The 24,284-nt window shown below is 70.7% G+C and carries 20 protein-coding genes; 2 read left to right on the top strand and 18 right to left on the bottom strand.

Annotation, left to right across the window (positions count from 1 at the left end; translation table 11 throughout):
* The 9 genes from JOD66_RS26015 to JOD66_RS25975 all read right to left on the bottom strand — a co-directional run bounded on the left by JOD66_RS26015 (position 1) and on the right by JOD66_RS25975 (position 12,053).
* Complete coding sequence (locus JOD66_RS26015; RefSeq protein WP_372442812.1) at positions 1 to 1,383, bottom strand: replication-associated recombination protein A; 1,383 nt, start codon at positions 1,381 to 1,383, stop codon at positions 1 to 3.
* Between the two features lie 212 nt (positions 1,384 to 1,595).
* The gene (locus JOD66_RS26010) at positions 1,596 to 2,789 is read right to left on the bottom strand and encodes an ABC transporter ATP-binding protein (protein WP_204839670.1); all 1,194 of its coding nucleotides are present in this window, start codon (positions 2,787 to 2,789) and stop codon (positions 1,596 to 1,598) included.
* Positions 2,789 to 3,880: an ABC transporter ATP-binding protein gene (locus tag JOD66_RS26005; RefSeq protein WP_204839669.1), complete on the bottom strand. Its 1,092-nt coding sequence runs from the start codon at positions 3,878 to 3,880 to the stop codon at positions 2,789 to 2,791. Before JOD66_RS26005 ends, JOD66_RS26010 begins: the two co-directional genes overlap by 1 nt.
* A gap of 14 nt (positions 3,881 to 3,894) precedes the next feature.
* Positions 3,895 to 4,911, bottom strand: a complete 1,017-nt coding sequence (locus JOD66_RS26000) for an ABC transporter permease (protein ID WP_204839668.1) — start codon at positions 4,909 to 4,911, stop codon at positions 3,895 to 3,897.
* Between the two features lie 95 nt (positions 4,912 to 5,006).
* The gene (locus tag JOD66_RS25995; RefSeq protein WP_204839667.1) at positions 5,007 to 6,749 is read right to left on the bottom strand and encodes an ABC transporter substrate-binding protein; all 1,743 of its coding nucleotides are present in this window, start codon (positions 6,747 to 6,749) and stop codon (positions 5,007 to 5,009) included.
* 104 nt (positions 6,750 to 6,853) lie between these two features.
* Positions 6,854 to 7,879, bottom strand: coding sequence for an ABC transporter permease (locus JOD66_RS25990; protein ID WP_204839666.1), 1,026 nt, complete (start codon positions 7,877 to 7,879; stop codon positions 6,854 to 6,856).
* Positions 7,880 to 8,183: 304 nt separating this feature from the next.
* Complete coding sequence (aspS, locus tag JOD66_RS25985; RefSeq protein WP_204839665.1) at positions 8,184 to 9,959, bottom strand: aspartate--tRNA ligase; 1,776 nt, start codon at positions 9,957 to 9,959, stop codon at positions 8,184 to 8,186.
* Entirely contained in the window at positions 9,956 to 11,323 is a 1,368-nt protein-coding gene (gene hisS, locus JOD66_RS25980; RefSeq protein ID WP_204839664.1) for a histidine--tRNA ligase, read from the bottom strand. The genes aspS and hisS overlap by 4 nt, the downstream gene beginning before the upstream one ends.
* A gap of 7 nt (positions 11,324 to 11,330) precedes the next feature.
* Positions 11,331 to 12,053 carry an MBL fold metallo-hydrolase gene (locus JOD66_RS25975; protein WP_204839663.1) on the bottom strand — a complete coding sequence of 241 codons (723 nt, stop codon included), beginning with the start codon at positions 12,051 to 12,053 and terminating at the stop codon, positions 11,331 to 11,333.
* A 46-nt stretch (positions 12,054 to 12,099) separates the two neighbouring features.
* Between JOD66_RS25975 and JOD66_RS25970 the strand changes: the two genes are divergently transcribed.
* Complete coding sequence (locus JOD66_RS25970; RefSeq protein WP_307823725.1) at positions 12,100 to 13,338, top strand: DUF349 domain-containing protein; 1,239 nt, start codon at positions 12,100 to 12,102, stop codon at positions 13,336 to 13,338.
* Between the two features lie 112 nt (positions 13,339 to 13,450).
* Here JOD66_RS25970 and JOD66_RS25965 read toward each other — a convergent pair whose 3' ends face one another.
* The 6 genes from JOD66_RS25965 to yajC all read right to left on the bottom strand — a co-directional run bounded on the left by JOD66_RS25965 (position 13,451) and on the right by yajC (position 20,938).
* Positions 13,451 to 14,179, bottom strand: coding sequence for a hypothetical protein (locus JOD66_RS25965; protein WP_204839662.1), 729 nt, complete (start codon positions 14,177 to 14,179; stop codon positions 13,451 to 13,453).
* 438 nt (positions 14,180 to 14,617) lie between these two features.
* Positions 14,618 to 16,927 carry a RelA/SpoT family protein gene (locus tag JOD66_RS25960; RefSeq protein ID WP_204839661.1) on the bottom strand — a complete coding sequence of 770 codons (2,310 nt, stop codon included), beginning with the start codon at positions 16,925 to 16,927 and terminating at the stop codon, positions 14,618 to 14,620.
* 22 nt (positions 16,928 to 16,949) lie between these two features.
* The gene (locus tag JOD66_RS25955; RefSeq protein WP_204839660.1) at positions 16,950 to 17,498 is read right to left on the bottom strand and encodes an adenine phosphoribosyltransferase; all 549 of its coding nucleotides are present in this window, start codon (positions 17,496 to 17,498) and stop codon (positions 16,950 to 16,952) included.
* Between the two features lie 4 nt (positions 17,499 to 17,502).
* On the bottom strand, positions 17,503 to 18,774 hold the full coding sequence (gene secF / locus JOD66_RS25950; RefSeq protein WP_204839659.1) for a protein translocase subunit SecF: 1,272 nt from the start codon (positions 18,772 to 18,774) through the stop codon (positions 17,503 to 17,505).
* Entirely contained in the window at positions 18,774 to 20,606 is a 1,833-nt protein-coding gene (secD, locus tag JOD66_RS25945; protein WP_204839658.1) for a protein translocase subunit SecD, read from the bottom strand. Before secD ends, secF begins: the two co-directional genes overlap by 1 nt.
* 2 nt (positions 20,607 to 20,608) lie before the next feature.
* Positions 20,609 to 20,938, bottom strand: coding sequence for a preprotein translocase subunit YajC (gene yajC, locus JOD66_RS25940; RefSeq protein WP_204839657.1), 330 nt, complete (start codon positions 20,936 to 20,938; stop codon positions 20,609 to 20,611).
* 187 nt (positions 20,939 to 21,125) lie between these two features.
* On the opposite strand from yajC, the gene JOD66_RS25935 reads away from it, so the two are divergent.
* Positions 21,126 to 22,016, top strand: coding sequence for a hypothetical protein (locus JOD66_RS25935; protein ID WP_204839656.1), 891 nt, complete (start codon positions 21,126 to 21,128; stop codon positions 22,014 to 22,016).
* A 20-nt stretch (positions 22,017 to 22,036) separates the two neighbouring features.
* Here the strand turns inward: JOD66_RS25935 and ruvB are convergent, their stop codons facing one another.
* The 3 genes from ruvB to ruvC are packed head-to-tail and all read right to left on the bottom strand — an operon-like array spanning position 22,037 to position 24,248.
* The gene (gene ruvB, locus JOD66_RS25930; RefSeq protein WP_204839655.1) at positions 22,037 to 23,116 is read right to left on the bottom strand and encodes a Holliday junction branch migration DNA helicase RuvB; all 1,080 of its coding nucleotides are present in this window, start codon (positions 23,114 to 23,116) and stop codon (positions 22,037 to 22,039) included.
* Between the two features lie 17 nt (positions 23,117 to 23,133).
* Complete coding sequence (gene ruvA, locus JOD66_RS25925; RefSeq protein ID WP_204839654.1) at positions 23,134 to 23,727, bottom strand: Holliday junction branch migration protein RuvA; 594 nt, start codon at positions 23,725 to 23,727, stop codon at positions 23,134 to 23,136.
* Entirely contained in the window at positions 23,724 to 24,248 is a 525-nt protein-coding gene (ruvC, locus tag JOD66_RS25920) for a crossover junction endodeoxyribonuclease RuvC (protein ID WP_204839653.1), read from the bottom strand. Before ruvC ends, ruvA begins: the two co-directional genes overlap by 4 nt.
* Positions 24,249 to 24,284 lie beyond the last annotated feature (36 nt).

The following is a 24,284-nucleotide window of genomic DNA, read 5'->3' as shown; positions in this document are numbered from 1 at the left end:
CTACTTGCTCGCCCGCCCACGGATGATCCGGCGTACCCGCTCCCACCGCTGCTTGACCGCGGCCTCGGCGCCGAGCTCGGTCGGCCGGTAGTAGGCCGCGTCCAGGACCACGTCGGGCGCGTACTGCTGCTCGGCGACGCCGTAGGGCGCGTCGTGGCTGTAGACGTAGCCCTGTCCGTGGCCCAGCGACTTCGCACCGGCGTAGTGGGCGTCGCGCAGATGGGGCGGCACCTGGCCGATCTTGCCGGCCCGGACGTCGCCGATCGCCTCGAAGATCGCGGTGGTGACGGCATTGGACTTCGGCGCCACCGCCAGCGCGATGGTCGCGTGGGCCAAGGTCAGCTGGGCCTCGGGCATGCCGATCAGCTGCACCGTCTGCGCGGCGGCCACGGCGGTGCTCAGCGCGGTGGGGTCCGCCAGACCGATGTCCTCGCTGGCGAGGATCATCAGCCGGCGGGCGATGAAGCGGGGGTCCTCCCCCGCCTCGATCATCCGGGCGAGATAGTGCAGCGCGGCGTCGGCGTCGGAGCCGCGCACCGACTTGATGAAGGCGCTCACCACGTCGTAGTGCTGGTCGCCGTCGCGGTCGTAGCGCACCGCCGCCTGGTCGGCCGCCGTCTCGGCGGTCTCGACGTCGATGGTGCGGCTGCCCTTGCTGCGGGCGGCGCCCGCCGCGGCCTCCAGATAGGTCAGCGAACGCCGGGCGTCGCCCCCGGCGAGGCGCACGATGTGGTCGCGGGCGGCGTCCTCGAGCACCAGCTCGCCGTCGAGCCCCCGCTCGTCGGCCACGGCCAGGTCGAGCACCGCCGCGATGTCGTCGTCGGTCAGCGACTGCAGCCGCAGCAGCAGGCTGCGGGAGAGCAGCGGCGAGATCACGCTGAACGACGGGTTCTCGGTGGTCGCCGCGACCAGCGTCACCCACCGGTTCTCGACGCCCGGCAGCAGCGCGTCCTGCTGGGCCTTGCTGAACCGGTGCACCTCGTCGACGAAGAGGACGGTCTCCTCGCCCGTCGCCACCAGCTGGCGGCGCGCGGAGTCGATCGCGGCCCGCACCTCCTTGACCCCGGCGGACACCGCCGAGACCTCGACGAAGCGCCGACCGGTCTGCTGGCTGATGATCGAGGCGATGGTGGTCTTGCCCGTGCCGGGCGGCCCCCACAGCAGGAGCGACAACGACTGGTCCCCCTCGACCAGCTGCCGCAGCGGCGAGCCCGGGGCCCGCAGCTGCTCCTGGCCGACCAGCTCCTCGAGCGTGCGCGGACGCATCCGCACCGCCAGCGGCGCCGAGGAGTGCGTGGCGTCGGCCAGCGAGCCGCCCGAGCTCCCCGCACCGAAGCCGGCCGCCGAGCCCGGGGTGTCGAACAGCTGGGGCTCGTCATCCACGATGAGCAAGCCTAGTCAGCGACGTCGACACCCGAACGCGCCGACCCGGCAGAAAGTAGCTCCCCGAACGCGCCGACCCGGCAGAAGGTGGCTCGCCGAACGCGCCGACCCGGCAGAAAGTGGCCTCGTGCGAGGTCATCTTCTGCCGGGTCGGCGCGAAATCGGGGCCACTTCGAGCCGGGTCGCCGGAACAGACCGACCGCGAGACTCGCTCAGGCGCGACCGATCGACTTGTTGTCGAGGTCGAACCAGGTGTCGGCGTACCCGGGCTGCTCGACCAGGTCGGTGCTCGGGCTGGCGCCGGGGTCGGGACGGCCCTCTGCGTCGACGCCGAGCAGGCCGGCGGTGAGCGGCTCGTGGGGCGCCTGGCCCAGGCGGCCCGGGAAGTGGCAGGCGACCTTGTGCTTGCGGCCGATCTGGAGCAGCGGCGGCTCGTGCCGGGCGCAGATCTCCTGGGCGATCGGGCAGCGGGTGCGGAAGCGGCAGCCGGAGGGCGGGTCGATCGGGCTGGGTACGTCGCCCTGGAGCCGGATCCGCTCGATCCGCCCGCCGGTGGCGGCCTGCTTCACGTCGGGCACGGCCGAGAGCAGCGCCTGGGTGTAGGGGTGGTGGGCGTTGTTGTAGATCGACTCCCGGTCACCGATCTCGACGATCTTGCCGAGGTACATCACCGCGATCTCGGGACAGAAGTGGCGCACGATCGCGAGGTCGTGGGCGATGAAGAGGAACGCGACTCCGAACTCGCGCTGGATGTCCTGGAGCAGGTTGATGACCTGCGCCTGGATCGACACGTCGAGCGCGGAGACCGGCTCGTCGGCGACGAGCAGCTTGGGCTGGAGGGTCAGCGCGCGGGCGATGCCGATGCGCTGGCGCTGGCCGCCGGAGAACTCGTGGGGGTAGCGGTTGTAGTGCTCGGGGTTGAGGCCGACGATCTCGAGCAGCTCCTGGACCCGCGGGAGGATCTTGTCCTTCGGGAGCACCTTGTGGATCGCGAGCGGGGCGCCGACGATCGAGCCGACCGTCTGCCGCGGGTTCAGCGAGGTGTACGGGTCCTGGAAGATCATCTGGATCTCGCGGCGCAGCGGCTTGAGCTCGGCCGCGTTGGCCTGCGCGATGTCCTGGCCCTCGAACCGGATCGCGCCCGCGGTCGGCTTGTAGAGCCGGGTGATCAGCCGGCCGGTCGTGGACTTGCCGCAGCCCGACTCGCCGACCAGCCCGAGCGAGGTGGCCTCGGCGACCTGGAAGGAGACCCCGTCGACGGCCTGGACCTGCCCGACCGTACGCCGGATCAGGCCCGGGGACTTGACGGGGAAGTACATCCGCAGCTGTTCGACCTCGAGGATCGGCTTGGCGTCGCTGGGCGCGACGGACGCGCCGTGGCCCGGGATGGTGGTCTCGTTCGTCATCACAGCTCCTCGGCCAGGTCCGGCGCGATGACCGGGAGCACCTCGGCCGCGTAGATCGCGTCGGGGTTGGGCAGGTGGCAGCGCTTGGTGTGGTGCGCCCCGCGCTGGCCGGGCACGAGCAGCGGCAGCTCGGTGCGGCACAGGTCGCCGGGCACCTTGTCGCGGTGGGGGCACCGCGGGTGGAAGGCGCACCCGGTCGGCGGGTTGAGCAGGCTCGGCGGGTTGCCGGGGATCGGGATCAGCCGGGCCTCGGTGTCGCCGGTCAGGTCCGGGACGCTGGAGAGGAGGCCCCAGGTGTAGGGCATCTCCGGGTGCGTGAGGATCTCCTTGCACGGGCCGTGCTCGACTGCGCGGCCGGCGTACATCACCAGCACGTCGTCGGCCATCTCCGCCACCACGCCGAGGTCGTGGGTGATGATGATGATCGCCGAGTTGAACTCCCGCTGCAGGTCCTGCAGCAGGTCGAGGATCTGGGCCTGCACCGTCACGTCGAGCGCGGTGGTCGGCTCGTCGGCGATCAGCAGGTTGGGGTCGTTGATCAGCCCCATGGCGATCATCGCGCGCTGCCGCATGCCGCCGGAGAACTGGTGGGGGTAGTCGTTGACCCGCTTGTCGGGGTTGGGGATGCCGACCCGGTCGAGCATCTCGATCGCGCGCTGCTTGGCGATCTTGCGGGACACGTCGTGGTGCACCTTGTACGCCTCGGCGATCTGGTTGCCGACGGTGTAGTAGGGGTGCATCGCCGACAGCGGGTCCTGGAAGATCATCGAGACCTCGCGGCCGCGCTTCTTGCGCATCTCCTCCGCACTGATGTCGAGGAGGTTGACGCCGTCGAGGACGATCTCGCCGCTCAGCTGGGCGTTGGTGCCGCGGTGCAGGCCCATGATCGCCATGCTCGACACCGACTTGCCGGAGCCCGACTCGCCGACGATGCCGAGCGTCTTGCCGCGGTCGAGGTCGAAGGTGAGCCCGTTGACTGCCTTGACCAGGCCGTCCTGGGTCGGGAAGTGGACCTGCAGCTCACGCACCGACAGCAGCGGGCCGGTGCCCGTGGCGCTCGTGGTGGTGGCGGACGGGGAGGTGGTGGACATTCGGGAGGTTCCTCTCAGCCCAGCCGCACGCGCGGGTCGATGACGGCGTACAACAGGTCCACGATGATGTTGGCGAGGATGACGAAGGCGGCCAGCAGGACGACCAGGCCGACGGTGGTCGGCAGGTCGAAGTCCGAGCTGGCGCGCACGGCCAGCTTGCCCATGCCGGGGTAGTTGAAGACCGACTCGGTGATGATCGCGCCGCCCATCAGGCCGGCGAAGTCGAGGCCGGCCATGGTGACGATCGGGGTCAGTGCGGCCCGCAGGGCGTGCTTGTAGGTGACCGTGCGCTCGGGCAGTCCCTTGGACCGGGCGGTGCGCACGTAGTCCTCCTGGAAGGACTCGATCACGTACGACCGCGTCATGCGGACGTAGGCGGCCATGAAGAACACGGCCAGGGTGATCGCGGGCAGGGTCAGGCCGGACAGCCAGCCACCGATTCCGCCGTCGGCGATCGAGGTGTAGTGGGGGATCTCGGTCAGCCCCCACTTGATGGCGACGAACTTGTAGAGCACGAGGCCGACGAAGAACGTCGGGAAGGCATAGGCGATCAGGGACAGGCCGACCAGTCCGCGGTCGATGATGGAGCCCTTCTTCAGGGCCGCCGTGACACCGAGCAGGACGCCGCCGACCATCCACAGGACGAAGGCGGAGATGGCGAGCGAGAAGGAGACCGGGAAGGTGTCCTTGATCAGGTTGGTGACGGTGTCGCCGCGCTCGCGGGAGTAGCCCAGGCAGGGTGCGTCGCAGTGGACGATGGTGTCGGGCGCGGTCTCGCGCAGCTTCGGGTCGTCGGGGTAGTCACGGCCCTGGACGACGCCCTTGGCGAACTTCCACCACTGCTCGGCGAACGGATCGTCGTAGCCCATCGCGGCGGAGGTCTGCTTCTTCTGGGCGGCCGAGCAGTTCTTGCCGCAGATGAAGGACGCCTCGTCGATCGGAGAGGCGAAGAACAGGGCGAAGGTGACGATGCTCATCACGATGAGCATGATCACGCCGGCGAAGAGCCGGCGGATGACGTACGCGAGCACAGATGACCTCAGGGTGGGAGGAGCGGGCCGGTGGGCACCGACAGTCGGGGGCCGCCCTGGGGGCGACCCCCGACTGTCTCGTGGTTAGCGGAGAATCACTTCTCCACGCCGATCACGGCGAGGTCGGCGTAGCCGTTCACCGAGACGTTGTTGGCGTAGCCGGTGATCTTTCCTCCGTGGAGGAAGTTGAAGATCGTGATCTCCAGCGGGATGTACGCGACGTCCTGGCCCAGCTTGGCGTCGACGGCGGTCCACTTGTCCGCCGCCGCGTCGAGGTCGGGCTCGGCGTAGGCGTCGTCGATCATCTGGTTGACCTCGGGGCCACCCTTGTAGTTGCCGTAGTCGTTGCCGTTCGAGTCACCGGTCAGGTTGATCCGGCTGTCGAACAGCGGCGGGATGACGGTGCCGGCGGAGGACCAGTCAGCACCCCAACCACCCCAGGTGACGTCGAAGTCGGCGTCCGGCTTCTGGATCACGGAGTAGTAGGTGTCCTCCAGCGGGTCCAGCTCGGTCTCGAAGCCGGCCTTGTCCCAGCCGGCCTTCAGCGCGGAGGCCTGCTTGTCGGAGGTGGGCGTGCCACCGGAGTAGGTGAACTTGATCTTCACCGGCTTCGGCGCGGCGCACTTGTCGAGCGCGGCCTTGGCGGCCTCGGGGTCGCCGGACTCGCCCATGGCGTCGAAGGCCGGGTTGGGCGCGTAGCCGGGCACGCTCGGGTTGATGACCGAGTCGGCGGCCGTGAAGTACTCGGGGCCACCGCCGGCCTTGATCCAGGCAGCGCGGTCGGTCGCGAGCTTCAGCGCCTCGCGGCAGTTCGCGTCCTTGAAGACCTCGGAGTTGAAGTTCGGCAGCACGTAGTCGACGTACGGCGACTCGACCTGCGTGTAGCGGTCGCCCGCCTCGTCCTTGCGGCTGAACAGGGCCGGCGGCAGACGACGCTCGGTCACGGCGTACTGCGCGTCACCGGAGTCGGCGAGCAGCTGCTCGTAGATGGCCTCGTCGGTGTCACCCTCGCGGAAGTCCCAGGTGTCGGGGAAGGCCTTGCGGATCGGGTCGCTCGACGCGTCCCAGTTCTCGTTGCGGACGAACTTGCCGCCGGTGCCCTCCTTCCAGGCGCCGTCGAGCTTGTAGGGACCGTTGGAGATGATCGCGAAGTTGTTCGCGTCGCCCTTGTCGAGGTCCTCGCGGTACGGGTCCATGTAGCGCAGCTGCGCGATCGACAGCGGGAAGTCCGGCCACGCCTTCTTGAACCGGTAGGTGATCGTCTTCCCGTCGCAGGTGACGGCCTTGTCGAAGAGCTCCTGGCCCTTCTTGGTGTACGGGCCCTTGTAGGCCGGCAGGTCGTCGTCACCGGTGGGGATGTCGAGGTAGGTGAACAGGTAGTTGGCGGGACCGCCGATGATCACGTCGGTCGCGAAGTTGCGCGACGCGCCGTACTTGAAGTCCTCACACGTGATGTCCTTGCCGTCCTCCCACTTCACGCCGTCCTTGACGGTGAAGCTCCAGGACTTGCCACCGTCGGTGGTGGTGCCGGTGTCGGTGGCGAGGTCGGCGATCGGCGTGGTGCCCTCGACCGGGTCGTTGGACGCGGGCAGCGCCACGAGGCTGCGGTAGAACAGCCGGCCCGAGTTGTTGAGGTCACGACCGATGTACATGCGCTGGGGGTCCCAGTGCTCGACGTTGCGGACGCCGACCAGGAAGATGGCGTTGCCGCCCTTCTCGGCCTTCCCGCCGCTGCTGCCGCTGTTGTTGTCGCCGTCGTCGCTGCCGCCACCGCAGGCGGCGAGTGTCGCCGCGAGCGCCGTGGCGGCCACGGCGGCCAATGGCTTCTTGAGGGCCATCCAACTATCTCCTTTTCGGTAGTGACGCCGGCCCGGGCCGGCGCCGCAGTGCTCCGGGTCCCCTTGTGGCGACGGAGTACTGGGGTCTGGGTGGGTCGATGCTGTTATCGGTGCGACTTCGGGTCGAGCGCGTCGCGCGCGCCGTCGCCGACGAGGTTGAAGGCCACGACGATCAGCGCGAGCAGGATGCCGGGCAGGAAGAAGTACGTCGGGTCGGCGCTGGTGAAGCTCACCGAGTCGGCGAGGATGTTGCCCAGCGTGGGGGTCGGCGGCTTGATGCCGACGCCGAGGAAGTTGAACGCCGCCTCGGCGGAGATGTACGCCGGAACCAGCAGCGTGACGTAGACCAGGACCGGTGCCCACACATTCGGGAGCACCTCCTTGAAGTACAGCCGGCGCCGCGAGGCGCCCAGCAGCCGCGCCGCCTCGATGAACTCCCGCTCACGGATCGACAGCACCTGGCCGCGGACCACACGGGCCACCGGGGGCCAGCCGAACGCGGCCAGGATCAGGATCACGAAGAAGCCGTTGGCCAGGTCGGCGTTCTCGAAGAACCCGAGGCCCGGGAAGTCGGAGATCTGCTTGCGGAACATCAGGACCACCGGCCCGGACAGCGCCAGCAGCATCAGGGTCTGCGGGAAGGAGAGCGTCAGGTCGATGATCCGGCCGACGACCGCGTCCACGAAGCCACCGGTGAAGCCGGCGACGATGCCGAGCACGGAGCCGATGATCACGGTCAGAATGGTGCCGGTCAGCGCGATCGTCAGCGACGAGGTGATCGCGAGGAGCAACCGGGACAGCAGGTCCCGCCCCAGGCCGGGGTCGACGCCGAACGGGTGGCTCCACGAGACGCCGCCGAAGGCGCCCTCGGGCGCGATGCCGTCGGCCGAGAGCAGGTCCTGGTGCTGCTCGTTGGGCGCCAGGACGCCCATCGCCACCAGGATCGGGGCCGCGATCGCGCAGAGAAGGATGAACACCGACAGCACGAACGAGATCATCGAGAGCCGGTCGGCCCGGAACCGGGCGATGGCCAGCTGGGTCGGGGACCGGCCGGCCACCGAGACGACCGAGTCGTCCTCGATCGGGGCGTCAGTCTCGTGGATCTCCAGTTCGGAGCCCGGGATCGTCATCTTCACCTCGTCGCCGTGAGTCACGGATGCGACGCGGGCCACTCTGGCCACGCGCCGTCCGTGACACTAGGCGCACCCGGTGCGTCAAGGCGATAGCGGCGCGGTAACGGTTTGGTCTCGGCCACCGGAAAACCGTCCGGCGCAACGGCCCCACCGCCGGACTTTCCTTCGCCGTGGGTGTCCTCCTACGGTCGTCCTTCCCGGTGTCTACGGCGTGCCGACGTCCGTGATCGACGCCCGGGGCCAACGAGCCGCGGCCCGGCCCCTTCGTCCGGGGCCGGGCCGCGCTCAGTCGCTCAGTCGCTCAGTCGCTCAGTCGCTCAGTCGGCTCCGCCGGGCGGGCGTCCACGCCCGCCTCCTTGCGCTGCTCCGGCGTGATCGGCGCGGGCGCGGCCGTCAGCGGGTCGTAGCCGCCCCCGGTCTTCGGGAACGCGATCACGTCGCGGATGGAGTCGGTGCCGGCCAGCAGCGCGACCACGCGGTCCCAGCCGAACGCGATGCCGCCGTGCGGGGGCGCGCCGTACTTGAACGCCTCGAGCAGGAAGCCGAACTTCTCCTCCGCCTCGGCCTCGCCGATCCCCATCACCTCGAAGACCCGCTTCTGGATGTCCTCGCGGTGGATACGGATCGATCCGCCGCCGATCTCGTTGCCGTTGCAGACGATGTCGTAGGCCCAGGCCAGGGCGTTGCCCGGGTCCTGGTCGAAGCCCTCGAGGTCCTGGGGGCTGGTGAAGGCGTGGTGGACGGCGGTCCACGCTCCCCCGCCGACCGCGACGTCACCGGCCGCGGTGGCCTCGTCGGCCGGCTCGAACAGCGGCGCGTCGACGACCCAGAGGAAGCTCCAGGCGCTCTCGTCGAGCAGCCCGCCGCGCCGGCCGATCTCGAGCCGAGCGGCACCGAGCAGGGCCCGGCTGGCCTTCACCGCGCCGGCGGCGAAGAAGATGCAGTCGCCGGGCTGCGCGCCGACGTGGGCGGCCAGGCCGGCCTTCTCCTCGTCGGTGATGTTCTTGGCCACCGGGCCGCCGAGCTCGCCGTCCTCCTGGACCAGGACGTACGCCAGGCCCTTCGCACCGCGCTGCTTGGCCCACTCCTGCCAGGCGTCGAGCTGCTTGCGGGGCTGGCTGGCGCCGCCGGGCATGACCACGGCGCCGACGTACGGCGCCTGGAAGACCCGGAACGGGGTGTCCTTGAAGTAGTCGGTGCACTCGACGAGCTCGAGGCCCATCCGCAGGTCGGGCTTGTCGGAGCCGTAGCGGGCCATCGCCTCGGCGTACGTCATCCGCGGCAGCGGCAGCGGGACGTCGACGCCGACCAGCTTCCAGAGGGCGGCGACGATCTGCTCGCCCAGGGCGATCACGTCATCCTGGGTCACGAAGCTCATCTCGATGTCGAGCTGGGTGAACTCGGGCTGCCGGTCGGCGCGGAAGTCCTCGTCGCGGTAGCACCGGGCGATCTGGTAGTAGCGCTCCATGCCGGCGACCATGAGCAGCTGCTTGAACAGCTGGGGGCTCTGCGGCAGGGCGTACCAGCTGCCGGGCTGGAGGCGCGCCGGCACCAGGAAGTCGCGGGCGCCCTCGGGGGTGCTGCGGGTCAGCGTCGGCGTCTCGATCTCGACGAAGTCATGGCCGGCCAGCACGTCGCGCGCGGCCTTGTTGACCTGGCTGCGCAGCCGGATCGCGTTGCCGGGAGCACTGCGGCGCAGGTCGAGGTAGCGGTGCTTGAGGCGCACCTCCTCGCCCACGTCGACGTGGTCGCTGATCGGGAACGGCAGCGGCGCGGCGGCGCTGAGCACCTCGACCTCGCTGGCCACGACCTCGATCGCCCCGGTGGGGAGGTTGGGGTTCTCGCGGCCCTCGCCGCGGGCGACGACCTCGCCGGTGACCTTGAGGCAGAACTCCGAGCGGAGGCTGTGGGCGACCTCCTCGTCGCGGATCACCACCTGGACCACGCCGCTGGCCTCGCGCAGGTCGATGAAGGCCACGCCGCCGTGATCGCGCCGATTCGCCACCCACCCGGCGAGGGTGACGGTCTGGCCGACGTTCTCGGCGCGGAGGGCGCCGGCGTCATGGGTGCGGATCACGAGGATTCCCCTTCAGAGGTGGAGGTGGTGACGACCTGCGGTCGCAGGTCCTGGGTAGGAGGCTGCCAGGTCGCGGGGTCCGCCGCGACCTGGTTCCCGTCGCGGATGTCCTTGACCTCCCCCTGGTCCGGGAACCAGACGTAGGGGATGCCACGACGCTCGGCGTGCCGGATCTGCTTGCCGAACTTGGCCGCGCTGGGTGCGACCTCGCACGGGATCCCGCGAGCGCGCAGCGCGGTCGCGACCGCGTCGGCCTCGGCGCGGGTCTCCTCGGCGGTGACCGCGACGACGACCACGCTCGGCACCGAGCGGTCGGCGCTCAGTACGCCGCGCTGGACGAGCGGGACGAGCAGACGGCTCAGGCCGAGGGAGATGCCGACGCCGGGGTACGTCGTGCGGCCGTCGGAGGCGAGGGCGTCGTACCGGCCGCCGGAGCAGATCGAGCCGAGCGACTCGAAGCCGTCGAGGCGGGTCTCGAAGACGGTGCCGGTGTAGTAGTCGAGGCCACGGGCGATCGAGAGGTCGGCCTCGATCCGGGTGCGGCCCGTCGCCAGGGGGGCGCAGGCGCGCACCAGCGTCGCGAGCTCGTCGAGGCCCTCGTCGAGCAGCTCGCTCTCGACACCGAGCACGCGGACCCGGGCGACGAAGGAGTCGTCGCTGGTCCGGATCGTCGCCAGGGCGAGCGCCTTGTCGGCCTGGTCCTCGGTGACGCCGGCCTCGGTGAGCAGCAGCTCGCGGACCTTGGCCGGGTCGAGCTTGTCGAGCTTGTCGACCAGGCGCATCACCTCGTCGATGCCGTGCTCGTCGAGGCCCAGGCCGGCGTAGAAGCCCTGGATCAGCTTGCGGTTGTTGACCTGGAGCCGGAAGCCGGGCAGGAAGTCCAGCCCCGACAGCGCCTCGAGCATCACCCGGGCCACCTCGACGTCGTGGTGGAAGGGCAGGGCGTCGCGCCCGACGATGTCGATGTCGGCCTGGGTGAACTCCCGGAAGCGGCCCTCCTGGGGCCGCTCGCCGCGCCACACCTTCTGGATCTGGTAGCGCCGGAAGGGGAACTCCAGCCTGCCGGCGTTCTCGAGCACGTAGCGGGCGAACGGGACGGTCAGGTCGAAGTGGAGGCCGATGCCCTTGTCACGATCACTCGCGCTGCCGTCCACGGCTGCCTGCAACCGGCGCAGGACGTAGACCTCCTTGGAGGTGTCGCCCTTGCGAAGCAGCTGGTCGAGCGGCTCCACGGCCCGGGTCTCGACGTTGGCGAACCCATGCAACTCGAAGGTGCGCGCCAGGGTCGCGACGACCTGCTGCTCGACGTAGCGCTGGGCGGGCAGGAGCTCGGGGAATCCGCTGAGCGGAGTCGGCTTGGCCATCAGGCGATCACAGTCCTCGGGTGACTCGACCGGGCGGCGTACCGGGGCCGGAGTCGAGCAGGTCGAGCAGGAAGGGGTTGGTGGCGCGCTCGCGCCCGATCGAGGTCTGCTCGCCGTGGCCCGGGAGGACGACGACGTCGTCGGCCAGCGGCAGCACCTTCGAGCGCAGCGAGCGGAGCATCTTCGCGTGGTCGCCGCCGGGCAGGTCGGTGCGGCCGATCGAGCCCTGGAAGAGCAGGTCGCCCGAGAACATCACCTCGGAGATGTCGGCGCCCTGGTCCCAGGGGGTGCGGAAGGTGACCGAGCCCTCGGTGTGGCCCGGCGTGTGGTCGACGACCAGGCGCAGGCCCGCCAGCTCCAGACTGGCACCGTCGGTCAGCTCCGCGACGTCGTCGGGCTCGGTGAACCTGTAGTCGCCGCCGAGCAGCATCCCGGCCGACTCCGGCGAGAGACCCGCCATCGGGTCGGCGAGCAGGTGCCGGTCGTCCGGATGGATCCACGCGGTGGCGTCGTAGGCGCCCGCGACCGGCGTCACCGACCACATGTGGTCGACGTGGCCATGGGTCAGCAGCACGGCCACCGGCTTCAACCGGTGCTCCCGGACGACCTCGGCGACACCGGCCGCCGCGTCCTTGCCGGGGTCGATCACGATGCACTCGGAGCCTGGTGCGGTGGCCGCGACATAGCAGTTGGTGCCCCACGGTCCGGCGGGGAAAGCGGCGATCAGCACCGGGCCAGCCTATCGAGGGCCGAGGCTTTGATTAGCATGGGCCACTGTGACTACCTCCGACTGGGGCCGCGTCGACGACGACGGCACCGTCTACGTGAAGACGACCGATGGCGAGCGGGCCGTGGGGCAGATGCCTGACGCGACCCCGGAGGAGGCCCTGGCCTTCTACACCAAGCGGTACGAGAACCTCTCGCTCGAGGTGGACCTGCTCCACCAACGGGTGCTGACCGGCGTACTGTCGCCCGAGGAGGCGACCTCATCGGTCAAGCTCGTGCGCGAGCAGCTCGTCGACGTCCACGCCGTCGGAGACCTCGCCGCCCTGGCCCGCAAGCTCGACGAGCTCGGCCCGGTCATCGCCACCCAGCGCGACGCCCGCCGCGCCGCCAAGGCCGAGCGGGCCGCCGAGGCCCGGGCCGAGAAGGAGCGACTCGCCGGCGAGGCCGAGAAGATCGCCTCCGGTCGCGACTGGCGCAACGGCGCCAACCGGCTGCGCGAGCTGCTCGAGGAGTGGAAGAAGCTCCCCCGCATCGACAAGGCCGCCGACGACGAGCTGTGGCGCCGCTTCTCCTCCGCGCGCTCGGCGTACACCAAGGCGCGCAAGGCCCACTTCGCCGAGCAGGACGAGAAGCGGGAGGGCGCCCGGGTCGTCAAGGAGCGTCTGGTCGCCGAGGCCGAGGCCCTGTCGTCCTCCACCGAATGGGGCCCCACCTCGGGCCGCTACCGCGACCTGATGCGCGACTGGAAGGCCGCCGGCCCCGCACCCAAGGCCGTCGACGACGAGCTCTGGCGCCGCTTCCGCGGCGCCCAGGACACCTTCTTCGGCGCCCGTGACGCCGCCAACGCGGCCCTCGACACCGAGTTCGCCGCGAACGCCGTGGTCAAGGAATCACTCCTGGTGGAGGCAGAGGCTGTGGCCGCCGCACTGGAGGCTTCCGGTGACCTCGCCGCCGCCAAGACCGCCTTCCGGGCCGTCGCCGACAAGTGGGACGAGGCCGGCAAGGTCCCCCGCGACCGGATCAAGGACCTCGAGGGCCGCATGCGCGCCGTCGAGCAGGTCCTGCGCCGCGCCGAGGACGACCAGTGGCGTCGTACCGACCCCGAGAAGTCCGCCCGCGCCGACGACATGGTCTCCAAGCTCGAGGCCGCCATCGCCGAGGCCGAGGCCAAGCTCGAGGCCGCCCGGGCGCGTGGGGACGAGAAGAAGGTCCGCGAGCTGGAGGAGAACCTCGAGGGGCGGAAGTCGTTCCTGGAGATGGCCAAGAAGGCGTCCGCGGACTTCAGCTGAGCTGGTGCGTGCGCTGCAGGTGCGGGAATCGCCGGTCGACCGGCGATTCCTGCACTTGTCGGCCGTTGCAACGCAGGTCAAGTGCAGGAACTGCCCCACAAGTCCACGCCTATCAGCTCGCGCGCCGCTCAGCCGCGCGCCGTCTGGCACAGGCGACAGACTCGATCAGCGCATGGATGCGGGCGGCCAACCGGACGGGGTCCGCAAGGTCGGCCCACGTGATCCGGAGGCACCGCCAGCCGGTCAGCTCAGCCACGCGATTCTCCCTCTGCTTCTCGCGGACGACTGCATCCGCCGGCGACTCGCCCGGCCGAAGGAACTTCTCGTACTTGGCCTTGCCGTCGAACTCCAGCCAGATCCCGTGCTCCGGAAGCGCGAAGTCGAGCTTCGCGACGAGCTCCTGACCGTCCCAGATCTCAAGCTGTGGGATGGGCTTGGGAAGACTCGACCGGTAGAGGAAGTACCAACACCGGCTCTCCCCGACGGACTCGATCCGTGGATCTGCGAGACGTAGGACGATGGGGGTCCCCAACGACTGTGGCCAGTGGGCCATCGCCTCGTCGTAGCGCTCGTGCAGCTCCTCTGGCGTCACCAGCCCCCGGTGGAGGAAGTCATTGGCCACCACCAGCGCCGACTCGATCGATCCCACGGTCGCGCACTCGAGCACGGTGCGCGCCGGGGCACTGATGTGGAAGTCGTGGACGGCGACCACGTCGTCCTCCCGCAACTGGCCCCGGTGCTGCCGGACGCCGCGCTCCTTGCGACCAGTCAGACCGTCACGGCGCGTGATGTGGACGTCGCTCAACGGCTGTCCCCACAGGGGGCCATCGTAGAAAGGCACGGCCGAACTGTGGCTGAGGACCACATCGGTCCTTGCTTGGCGTTCCACCGCCCGGGATCGCACGGCGTACTGCTCCGCGGGTGACAGCTGCGCCCATGCAGAGGCGGAGACGTACGCGCCGCGCCGTGGTCTGTGGAGCTGGCCGCGGCGTACGGCTGAGGCCAGGGACCTGTCGGTATGACCGATGCGCAGGAGGTCTGCTCGAAGGTCGATCGGGAGAAGGCGGGCGTCATCGGAGGGAATCTGCATGCGGGGGACAGTGCACGGCAGCTCCGACAAAACCGCTTCTGGAGCCCTCCAGGCTGTGGAGAACCCCCGATCACGCCGTACTTGACGGCCAGTTCTGTCACTTGTCGGGCGTTGCAACGCTCGACAAGTGACAGAATCGCCGGTCGACCGGCGATTCCTGCACCCCGGATCGCGCCTGCTCAGGACCGGCTACTGGGTGACCCGGTACGCGTCGAACACCCCGGGGACGGAGCGGACGGCGTTGAGGACGGTGTCGAGGTGCTTGGCGTCGGCCATCTCGAAGGTGAAGCGCGACTTGGCGGTGCGGTCGCGGGAGGTGGTGAGGTTCGCGGAGAGGATGTTCACGTGGGCGTCCGAGAGCACCATGGTGATGTCCGAGAGCAGCCGGGAGCGGTCGAGGGCCTCGACCTGGATGTTGACCAGGAAGGTCGACTGGCCGGTGGGGGCCCATTCGACGTCGACGAGCTTCTCGGGCTGGGCGAGCAGGCTGGCGGCGTTGGTGCAGTCCTTGCGGTGCACCGAGACTCCCCCACCCTTGGTCACGAAGCCGAGGATCGCGTCGGGCGGGACCGGGGTGCAGCACTTGGCGAGCTTGACCCATACGTCGGGTGAGCCGGTGACGATGACGCCGGCGTCGCCGCTGGAGGGGCGGCGGGGGCGGCCGCGGCGGCCGGTGATGGTGACGGCCTCGGCGAGGTCCTCCTGGGCGCCCTCGTCGCCGCCGTGCAGCTCGATCACCTTGCGTACGACGGTCTGGGCGCCGAGGTTGCCCTCGCCCACCGCGGCGTAGAGGGCGGTGACGTCGGTGAGCCGGAAGGCCGAGGCGACCAGGGTGAGCGAGTCGTGGGACAGCAGCCGTTTGAGGGGCAGGCCCTCCTTGCGCATCAGCTTGGCGATCTCGTCCTTGCCGCGCTCGATCGCCTCCTCGCGCCGCTCCTTGGTGAACCACTGGCGGATCTTGGAGCGGGCGCGCTGGGACTTCACGAAGTTCAGCCAGTCGCGCGAGGGCCCGGCACCCTCGGCCTTGGAGGTGAAGACCTCGACCACGTCGCCGTTCTCGAGGGTCGACTCGAGCGGGACGAGGCGGCCGTTGACGCGGGCGCCGATGGTGCGGTTGCCGACCTCGGTGTGGACGGCGTACGCGAAGTCGACGGGGGTCGAGCCGGACGGCAGCGCGATCACGTCGCCACGTGGGGTGAAGACGTAGGTCTCGGCCTGGTTGATCTCGAAGCGCAGCGACTCCAGGAACTCGCCCGGGTCCTCGACCTCGCTCTGCCAGTCGAGCAGCTGGCGCACCCAGCTCATGTCGTCGAGGTCGCCGGGCTTGTCGGTGTCGTTGCCGGCACGGCCGTCCTCCTTGTACTTCCAGTGCGCGGCGACGCCGTACTCGGCGCGGCGGTGCATCGCGAAGGTGCGGATCTGCATCTCCACCGGCTTGCCCTGCGGACCGATCACCGTGGTGTGGAGGGACTGGTACATGTTGAACTTCGGCATCGCGACGTAGTCCTTGAACCGGCCCAGGACCGGGTTCCACCGCGAGTGCAGCACGCCGAGGACGCCGTAGCAGTCGCGGTCCTCCTCGACCAGGATGCGGATGCCGACCAGGTCGTAGATGTCGGAGAAGTCGCGGCCGCCGACGATCATCTTCTGGTAGATCGAGTAGTAGTGCTTCGGCCGGCCGGTGACGGTCGCCTTGATCTTGGCCTCGCGCAGGTCCTTCTCGACCTGGCTGATCACCTCGGCGAGGAAGGAGTCGCGCGACGGGGCCCGCTCGGCGACGAGGCGGACGATCTCGTCGTAGATCTTGGGGTGGAGGGTCGCGAAGGCGAGGTCCTCGAGCTCCCACTTGATGGTGTTCATGCCGAGCCGGTGGGCCAGCGGGGCGTAGATGTCGAGCGTCTCGCGAGCCTTGCGCTCCTGGGTGGACTGCTTGACGAAGCGCAGCGTGCGCATGTTGTGGAGCCGGTCGGCGAGCTTGATGACCAGCACCCGGATGTCGCGCGACATCGCCACGATCATCTTGCGGATGGTCTCGGCGTTGGCGGAGTCGCCGTAGACGACCTTGTCGAGCTTGGTCACGCCGTCGACGAGCAGCGCGACCTCGTCACCGAAGTCGCGGCGACACTCCTCGAGGGTGTACGGCGTGTCCTCGACCGTGTCGTGGAGCAGCGCCGCCACCAGCGTCGGCTCGGTCATGCCGATGCCGGCGAGGATCGTGGTGACCGCGAGCGGGTGGGTGATGTAGGGGTCGCCGCTCTTGCGCTTCTGCTCGGCGTGCAGCCGCTCCGCGGTGAGGTAGGCGCGCTCCAGTAGCTGGAGGTCGGCCTTGGGGTGGTTGGCCCGGACCGCGCGGAACAGCGGCTCGAGGACCGGGTTCGCGGCCTGGGCGCGGCTGCCCATCCGGGCCAGGCGGGCACGCACGCCGCGACCGCCGGTGGGCTCGCTGGGGACCGGGGTGGGCGCCGTCGGCACCCGTGGCGTCGTGCGCTCCTCGGTCATGGCGACCAGTCTAGTGCTGGCCTCAGACCCGCTGCAGGGCGTGCACGGGTACGTCGCCGACGGCCGCCCGCCCGTCGAGGAAGCCCAGCTCCATCAGGACGGCGAACGCCACCGGCTCGGCGCCGCAGCGGCGCACCAGCTCGCAGGTCGCGCCCGCGGTGCCGCCGGTGGCGAGCACGTCGTCGACCAGCAGCACCCGCTCCCCCGGCGCGACGGCGTCCTGGTGCAGCTCGAGCACCGCCTCGCCGTACTCCAGGGCGTAGTCGACCTGGTGGGTGTCGTGCGGCAGCTTGCCGGCCTTGCGCACCGGCGCGAAGCCGACGCCGAGGGCCAGCGCCACGGGAGCCGCGAGGATGAAGCCGCGCGCCTCCATGCCGACCACCTTGTCGACGACGACCGCCCCGCGCTCGTCGCGTCCGGACTCGGCCAGCGCCGCCACGACCGATCCGAACCCGGCCGGGTCGGCCAACAGCGGCGTGATGTCCTTGAAGACGATGCCCGGCTCGGGGAAGTCCGGGATGTCCCGGACCAGCCGGGTGAGGGCCTCGACCGCGCGCTCGCGGACGCTCACGGCGCTACTTCTTGCCGCGCTTGGACCGCGTCTGCCGCACCGGCTGGTTGCGGCCGGAGCTGCCGGTGTCGCTGACCGGGCGGTTGCTGGTCGGCACCACGCGGCCCTTGCCGCTGGCCTCGGTGTTGGGTGCCGTACGACGCGGGGCCGGGTCGCCCTCGACCTCGATCTCGAACTCCTCCTCGAGCAGCTCGTCGGGGATCGCGTCGGGGTCGCCGCCACGCGCACCAACGAGCGGCGCCTCGTCGTCGGTGCCGACGGGAACCGAGGCGTAGCGGTCGGCGAGCGCCCGCTGCTTGGCCTTGGCGCGGCGCGCCTGGATCTGGACCTCGGTCTCCTGCATCTTCAGGTGGACCAGCACGCGCGGGGCGAGCATCACCGAGGAGTAGACGCCGACGCCCATGCCGACGAACTGCGCGAGCGCGAGGTCCTGCAGCGAGCTGGCGCCGAGCTGGACGGCCGACACGTAGAGGATCGCGCCGATCGGGATGAGCGCGACGATCGAGGTGTTGATCGAGCGGACCAGGGTCTGGTTGACCGCGAGGTTGGCCGCGTCGGCGTACGACTGGGTGTTCTTGCGGAGAACGGTGGTGTTCTCCTTGATCTTGTCGAAGACGACCACGGTGTCGTAGAGCGAGAAGCCGAGGATCGCGAGCAGACCGGTGACCGCCGCCGGGGTCACCTGGAAGCCGGACAGCGCGTAGACGCCGACGGTCAGCATCACGTCGTGGATCAGGGCGATGAGCGCGGCGACCGACATCCGCCACTCGCGGAAGTAGCCCCAGATGAACAGCACGACGAGGAACAGGAAGATCGCGACGCCGATCGCGGCGCGCTTGGCGACCTCCTGACCCCAGCTGGGTCCGATGTCCTGGACCGACAGGTCGCCGTCGGAGACGTTCGGGTACTCGTCGTGTACCAGCGCGGAGATCTCGCCACGCTGCTTCTCGCTGAGGTTCTCGACCTGGATCACGAGCGAGGAGTCGCCCTCGGTGGTGACGATCGGGTTCTCGGCGTTCTGGATGCCGGAGTCGGCGACCTTGGTCCGCAGGTCGTCGGCGGCCGACTGGGTCGCCTTGCCGGCCCCGACGGGGACCGACACGGTCGTGCCGCCGGTGAACTCGACGCCCATGTTGAGCGGCTTGAGGAAGAGGATCAGCACGGCCGCGGCGACCAGCACGGCGGAGATGCCGTAGAACAGCCACGGCCTGCCGATGAAGTTGATCGACTTGCGGCCCTGGTAGAGCTCGTTGCCGAGCCGGGACATCTTGCCCATCAGGCGTCACCTCCGGCGACGGCGGGACGTCGGGGGCGGGAGGGCGTGATGTCCATGCCCAGCGTCTCCTTGCTGAGGCCGGACAGCTTGTGCCCGGAGTTGAACGCCTTGAACTGCGCGAGCCAGGACACCATCGGCTTGGTGAACCAGAACAGCACCGCGAGGTCGATCAGCGTGGTGAGGCCGAGCGCGAAGCCGAAGCCCTTCACGGCGCCGGTGGCGAAGATGTAGAGCACCAGCGCGGAGAGGATCTGCACCGTGTTGGCCGCGACCCGGGTGACCCGGGCTCGGGCCCAGCCGGTCTCGACCGCGACCCGCATCGACTTGCCCTCGCGCATCTCGTCACGGATGCGCTCGAAGAAGATGACGAACGAGTCGGCGGTGACACCCACCGCGATGATCAGGCCGGCGATGCCGGGCAGCGTCAGCGTGAATCCGGCGGTCTTGCTGAGCAGCAGCACCAGCGCGTAGGTGATGATCGCCGCCACGAACAGCGAGCTGACCACCACCAGGCCGAGGCCGCGGTAGTAGAAGAGGCAGTAGAGCATCACCAGGATCAGGCCGATGGCGCCCGCGGTCAGACCGGCGGAGAGCTGGTTGCCGGCCAGGGACGGCCCGATCTCCTCGACGGAGGTCTGCTCGTCGTTGAACTTGATCGGCAGGGCGCCGAACTTGAGGCTGTTGGCGAGGTCGAGCGCCTGCTGCTCGGTGAAGTCGCCGGTGATGCTCGACCGGCCGTCGGTGATCACCGCGTTCATGACGGGCGCGGAGATGACGCTGCCGTCGAGGACGATCGCGAACTGCTCCTCGGTGCCGTTGAACGCCCGCGAGACCTCCTCGAAGTCCGAGGACGCGCCGGCGGAGCCCTTCGGGTGGGCCCGGTCCTTGCTGTTGCCCATCTCGATCTGCACCTCCCAGCCGACCCCGTTCTGGGGGGTGCCGGCGGCGGCGTTGTCGAGCTCGGTGCCCTCGACGACCGACTGGCTCAGCAGGTACTTGATGCTCAGCCCGTCCTCCGGCTGGGAGCACGCGACGAGCGGCTTGTCGGGGTCGTCGGGCAGCTCGGCGGCCTTGCCCTCGGCATCGAGGAGCACGCCCTTGGCGTCGCAGGCGTACTGGCCGAACTCGGCGATCGAGGCCTGGTCGGGGCTGCGGGACCAGGCGATGCTGTCCTTGACGGTCCAGGCCTTGCCGTCGCCGCCCGGGTCCTCCGCGGTCGGGGCGTCGGTCGCACCGTCGGTCGGCGCGTCGCTGGGGACGTCGGTCGGCGCGTCGCTCGGGGCGGTCGCGCCGTCGGTCGGCGTCGCGCCGTCGGTCGCGCCGTCGGTCGCGCCGTCGGTCGGCGTGGCACCGTCGGTCGGGTCGTCCTCGGCGAGCGAGAGCGGCGCACGGCCCAGGCCCATCCCGCCCGTGCTGGCGGAGGTGTCACAGGCACCGGGCCGCTGGTCGGAGCAGGCGACCAGGCGGAAGCGGAGCTGGGCCTGCCGCTTGACCGTCTCCTCGAGCTGGTTGCGGTTCTTGGTCTTGCCGGGGACCTCGACCACGATGTTGCGGCCGCCCTGGGTGGTGACCGCGGCCTCGGCGACGCCGGAGCCGTTGACGCGCTGGTCGATGATCCGGCGGGCCTCGTCGAGGTTCTCCTTCGAGGGAGCCTTCTCGGCGGTCAGGGTGATCCGGGTGCCGCCCTGGAGGTCGAGCCCGAGCGCGGGGCGCCACGGGGTCTCCGGGTCCTTGACCCCGGCCTGGGAGAGCGCGGTCAGGCCGTAGAGCACGGCCAGGCCGAGGAAGAAGACGATCAGGTGGCGCCCAGGGCGCGGGCGGCGGGACGCCATGCTCAGCGCTCCTCTTCGTCGTCGGGACGGTCGGTCGGGTCTTCGGAGCCGGTCTCGGCGGCCTCGGGCGCGGCGTCGCGGCGTACGGACGCGACCGCGCCGCGAACGACCCGGATCACGACGCCGGGCGCGAGCTCCACCTCGAGGTGGTCGTCGGCCTCGCCGGTGATGGTGCCGAAGATGCCGGAGGTCAGCATCACGTCGTCGCCGACCGCGAGGCTGGCCTGCAGCGAGGCGGCCTCCTTGCGCTGGCGCGAGGCGGGGCGGATGATCAGCAGCCAGAAGATGGCCGCGATCGCCACGATCGGCAGCAGGGACGCAGCGTCTTTCACAGACAAACCTCTCCAAAGGGCACGGACGGATCCCCGCAGGACGAACTCGTCCCCGGGACCGCCGGTCAGTGTAGCCAGGGACCCTGACCGCGCACGGATCGACGCCGGATATCAGATCCGGAAGTTCTCCCGGCCCACGCGGCCCACGGTCGTTGACGCGGACGCCGGCCGACCTCACCATCGGCCCGTGGGACGTGCGCGGGGACGGCTGCTGGCGGCGCTGGGCATCATCGCGGCGGGCGCCCTGGGCGCCTCTGGGTCCGCGGAGTCGAGCGCCGCGGACACCGCGCGGACGCTCAGCCGGGCCGTCGCCGAGCTGAGCACCTGGTGGGGCTCCACGGCCGACCGGCAGGCGGCCGAGGTCGTCGTGACACACCGGCTCAACGGCTCGTACGACGACTGCCTGGCCGAGCGCGGCCTCCCCGGGACCGACTGGCGCGGGTCCGTCCCCCGGGTCGGCAGCTCCTCACCCCTCGGCGGCGTCGTGTGGCTCGTCGAGCCCGGGTTCCGGCCGTTCTCCGCGGACCTCGACGTGAACGCGACGAACGCGGCGACCGAGGACCGTCGGAACCACCCGCCGTCCCGACCGGCCGATCAGGTCCGGGCCGAGGACGACTGCCTGGAGCGGACCCGCGGGGAGGGGCCGAGCGACGACGAGGTCGAGGAGCTGCGGCTCCCGGCGGTGGTCGAGCGCCTGAGAGAGGCGTGGACCGACGCCCTCGCCGCGGCGTACGACGACCTCGGGTCGCCGGAGGACTTCGTGGCGTGCGTCGACGAGCAGCAGGTGCCCGAGCTGCGCGGCCGTTCGCTCGCCGAGGCCGCCCGGCTGGCCGCGGAGGTCGAGCGCGAGCTCGGCATCGGCACGGGTGAGCTCACCGAGGAGAAGAGGGAGTCCTTCCGCGCCTGGGAGGCGCCGATCGCCGCGGCGATCGAGACCTGCGTCGCGCCGCACCACGTGGCGGCGGTGGCCGCCCTGCCCGGTCTGGTGGCGAGCTTCGAGCGGGCGCACGCCGACGAGATCGCCGACGCGGAAGAAGCGTGGGCACGACGCCGGGCCGAGGCCGCGAGTCTCGGCTGAGCCGCTCGGTCCGCCGGCGCTCAGTCCTCGAAGAGGGTGGGCCCGCTCGCGTCGTACGGCAGCGCGGGCGGGGTGAGCCCGAGGTGCAGCCAGGCGGCGGGCGTCGCGATCCGGCCGCGGGGGGTGCGGGCCAGGAAACCGTTGCGGACCAGGAAGGGCTCGGCGACCTCCTCGACGGTCTCGCGCTCCTCGCCCACCGCGACGGCGAGCGTCGACACGCCGACCGGTCCCCCGCCGAAGCGGCGGCACAGCGCCTCGAGGACGCCCCGGTCGAGCCGGTCGAGCCCGAGCTCGTCGACCTCGTACAGGTCGAGCGCCGCCTGGGCCACCGGCCGGGTGACGACGCCGTCGGCGCGGACCTGGGCGTAGTCGCGGACCCGGCGCAGCAGCCGGTTGGCGATCCGGGGCGTGCCGCGCGAGCGCCCGGCGATCTCGGAGGAGCCGTCGGGCGCGAGGTCGACGCCGAGCAGGTCGGCGGAGCGGCGCACGATCCGGTCCAGCTCGTCGGGCTCGTAGAACTCCAGGTGGGCGGTGAACCCGAACCGGTCGCGCAGCGGACCCGGCAGCAGTCCGGCCCGGGTGGTGGCGCCGACCAGGGTGAACGGCGGCAGCTCCAGCGGGATCGCGGTCGCCCCCGGCCCCTTGCCGATCACGACGTCGACCCGGAAGTCCTCCATGGCGAGGTAGAGCATCTCCTCGGCCGGACGCGACATCCGGTGGATCTCGTCGACGAAGAGCACCTCGCCCTCGTTGAGACCGGACAGGATGGCGGCGAGGTCGCCGGCATGGGTGATCGCGGGGCCGCTGGTGATGCGCAGCGGGGCGTTCATCTCGTGGGAGATGATCATCGCCAGCGTGGTCTTGCCGAGTCCGGGCGGGCCGGAGAGCAGCACGTGGTCGGGCGCCCGGCCGCGCTGCCGGGCCGCCTCGAGGACCAGGCCGAGCTGGTCGCGCACCCGGGCCTGACCCACCACCTCGTCGAGACTGCGCGGACGCAGCGCGGCCTCGACCGCGCGCTCGTCGCCCTCGGCCTCGGCGGCGGTCAGCGAGCGGAGGTGGTGGTCCTCCGCCGCCTCCAGGTCGTCCTCGTGGAAGGGCATCCCTCAGCCTCTCAGGCTCATGCCTTGGACAGGGAGCGCAGGGCCGCCCGCAGCAGCGCGCGTACGTCGGGCGCCGAGCCCGCCTCGCCCGCGACCGCGTCGACCGCCTTCTCGGCGTCCTTGGCGTTGTAGCCGAGGCCGACCAGGCCCTGGTGCACCTGGTCGCGCCATGCCTGGTCGGCGACGGAGCCCGGCGTGGAGGTGCCGGCGGCGACGCCGATGCGGTCCTTGAGCTCGAGGATGATCCGCTGTGCGCCCTTCTGGCCGATGCCGGGCACCTTGGTGAGGGTGCGCACGTCGTCGGAGGCGATCGCGCTGCGCACGCCGTCGGGCGAGAGCACCGCGACGATGGCCTGGGCGAGCTTGGGGCCGACGCCGGAGGCGGTCTGGACGAGCTCGAAGATCGTCTTCTCCTCCTCGTCGGCGAAGCCGTAGAGCGTCAGCGAGTCCTCGCGCACGATCATGCTGGTGGGCAGCGTGGCCGTGGCGCCGGTGCGCAGCTGGGCGAGGGTGCCGGGGGTGCACATCAGCTCCAGGCCGACTCCCCCGACCTCCACGACGGCACTGGTGAGGGTGAGCGCGGCCACCTGGCCACGGACGAACGCGATCATCGGGTCCGCCTTCCTGCGGCCGCGAGCGCCGCGTCGATCCGGGCCTGGCTGCCGCCGCGCCAGATGTGGGTGATGGCGAGGGCGAGCGCGTCGGCGGCGTCGGCGGGCTTCGGCGGCGCGTCGAGGCGCAGGATCCGGGCCACCATGGCGCCGACCTGGGCCTTGTCGGCACGGCCGTTGCCGGACACCGCCGCCTTGACCTCGCTGGGGGTGTGCAGCGCGACGGGCAGGCCGCGGCGCGCGGCGCACACCATGGCGATGCCGGCGGCCTGGGCGGTGCCCATGATCGTGCTGACGTCGGAGCGGGCGAAGATCCGCTCGATGGCGACCGCGTCGGGCTGGTACTCGTCGAGCCGGGCGTCGATCCCCCGCTCGATGGTGACCAGCCGCTCGGGGACGCCGAGCTGGGCGGAGGTGCGCACCACGCTCACGTCGACCAGGGTCAGCGGACGCCCGATGGAGCCCTCGACCACGCCGAGGCCGCAGCGGGTCAGCCCCGGGTCGATCCCGAGCACGCGCACGTCGTCACCTTTCGCCCGAACATGTGTTCGGAGACG

The organism is Nocardioides nitrophenolicus (genome assembly GCF_016907515.1).
Classification (GTDB): domain Bacteria; phylum Actinomycetota; class Actinomycetes; order Propionibacteriales; family Nocardioidaceae; genus Nocardioides; species Nocardioides nitrophenolicus.
The sequence above is the reverse complement of the archived record's forward strand: the minus strand, read 5'-3'. Positions and strand labels throughout refer to the sequence as shown.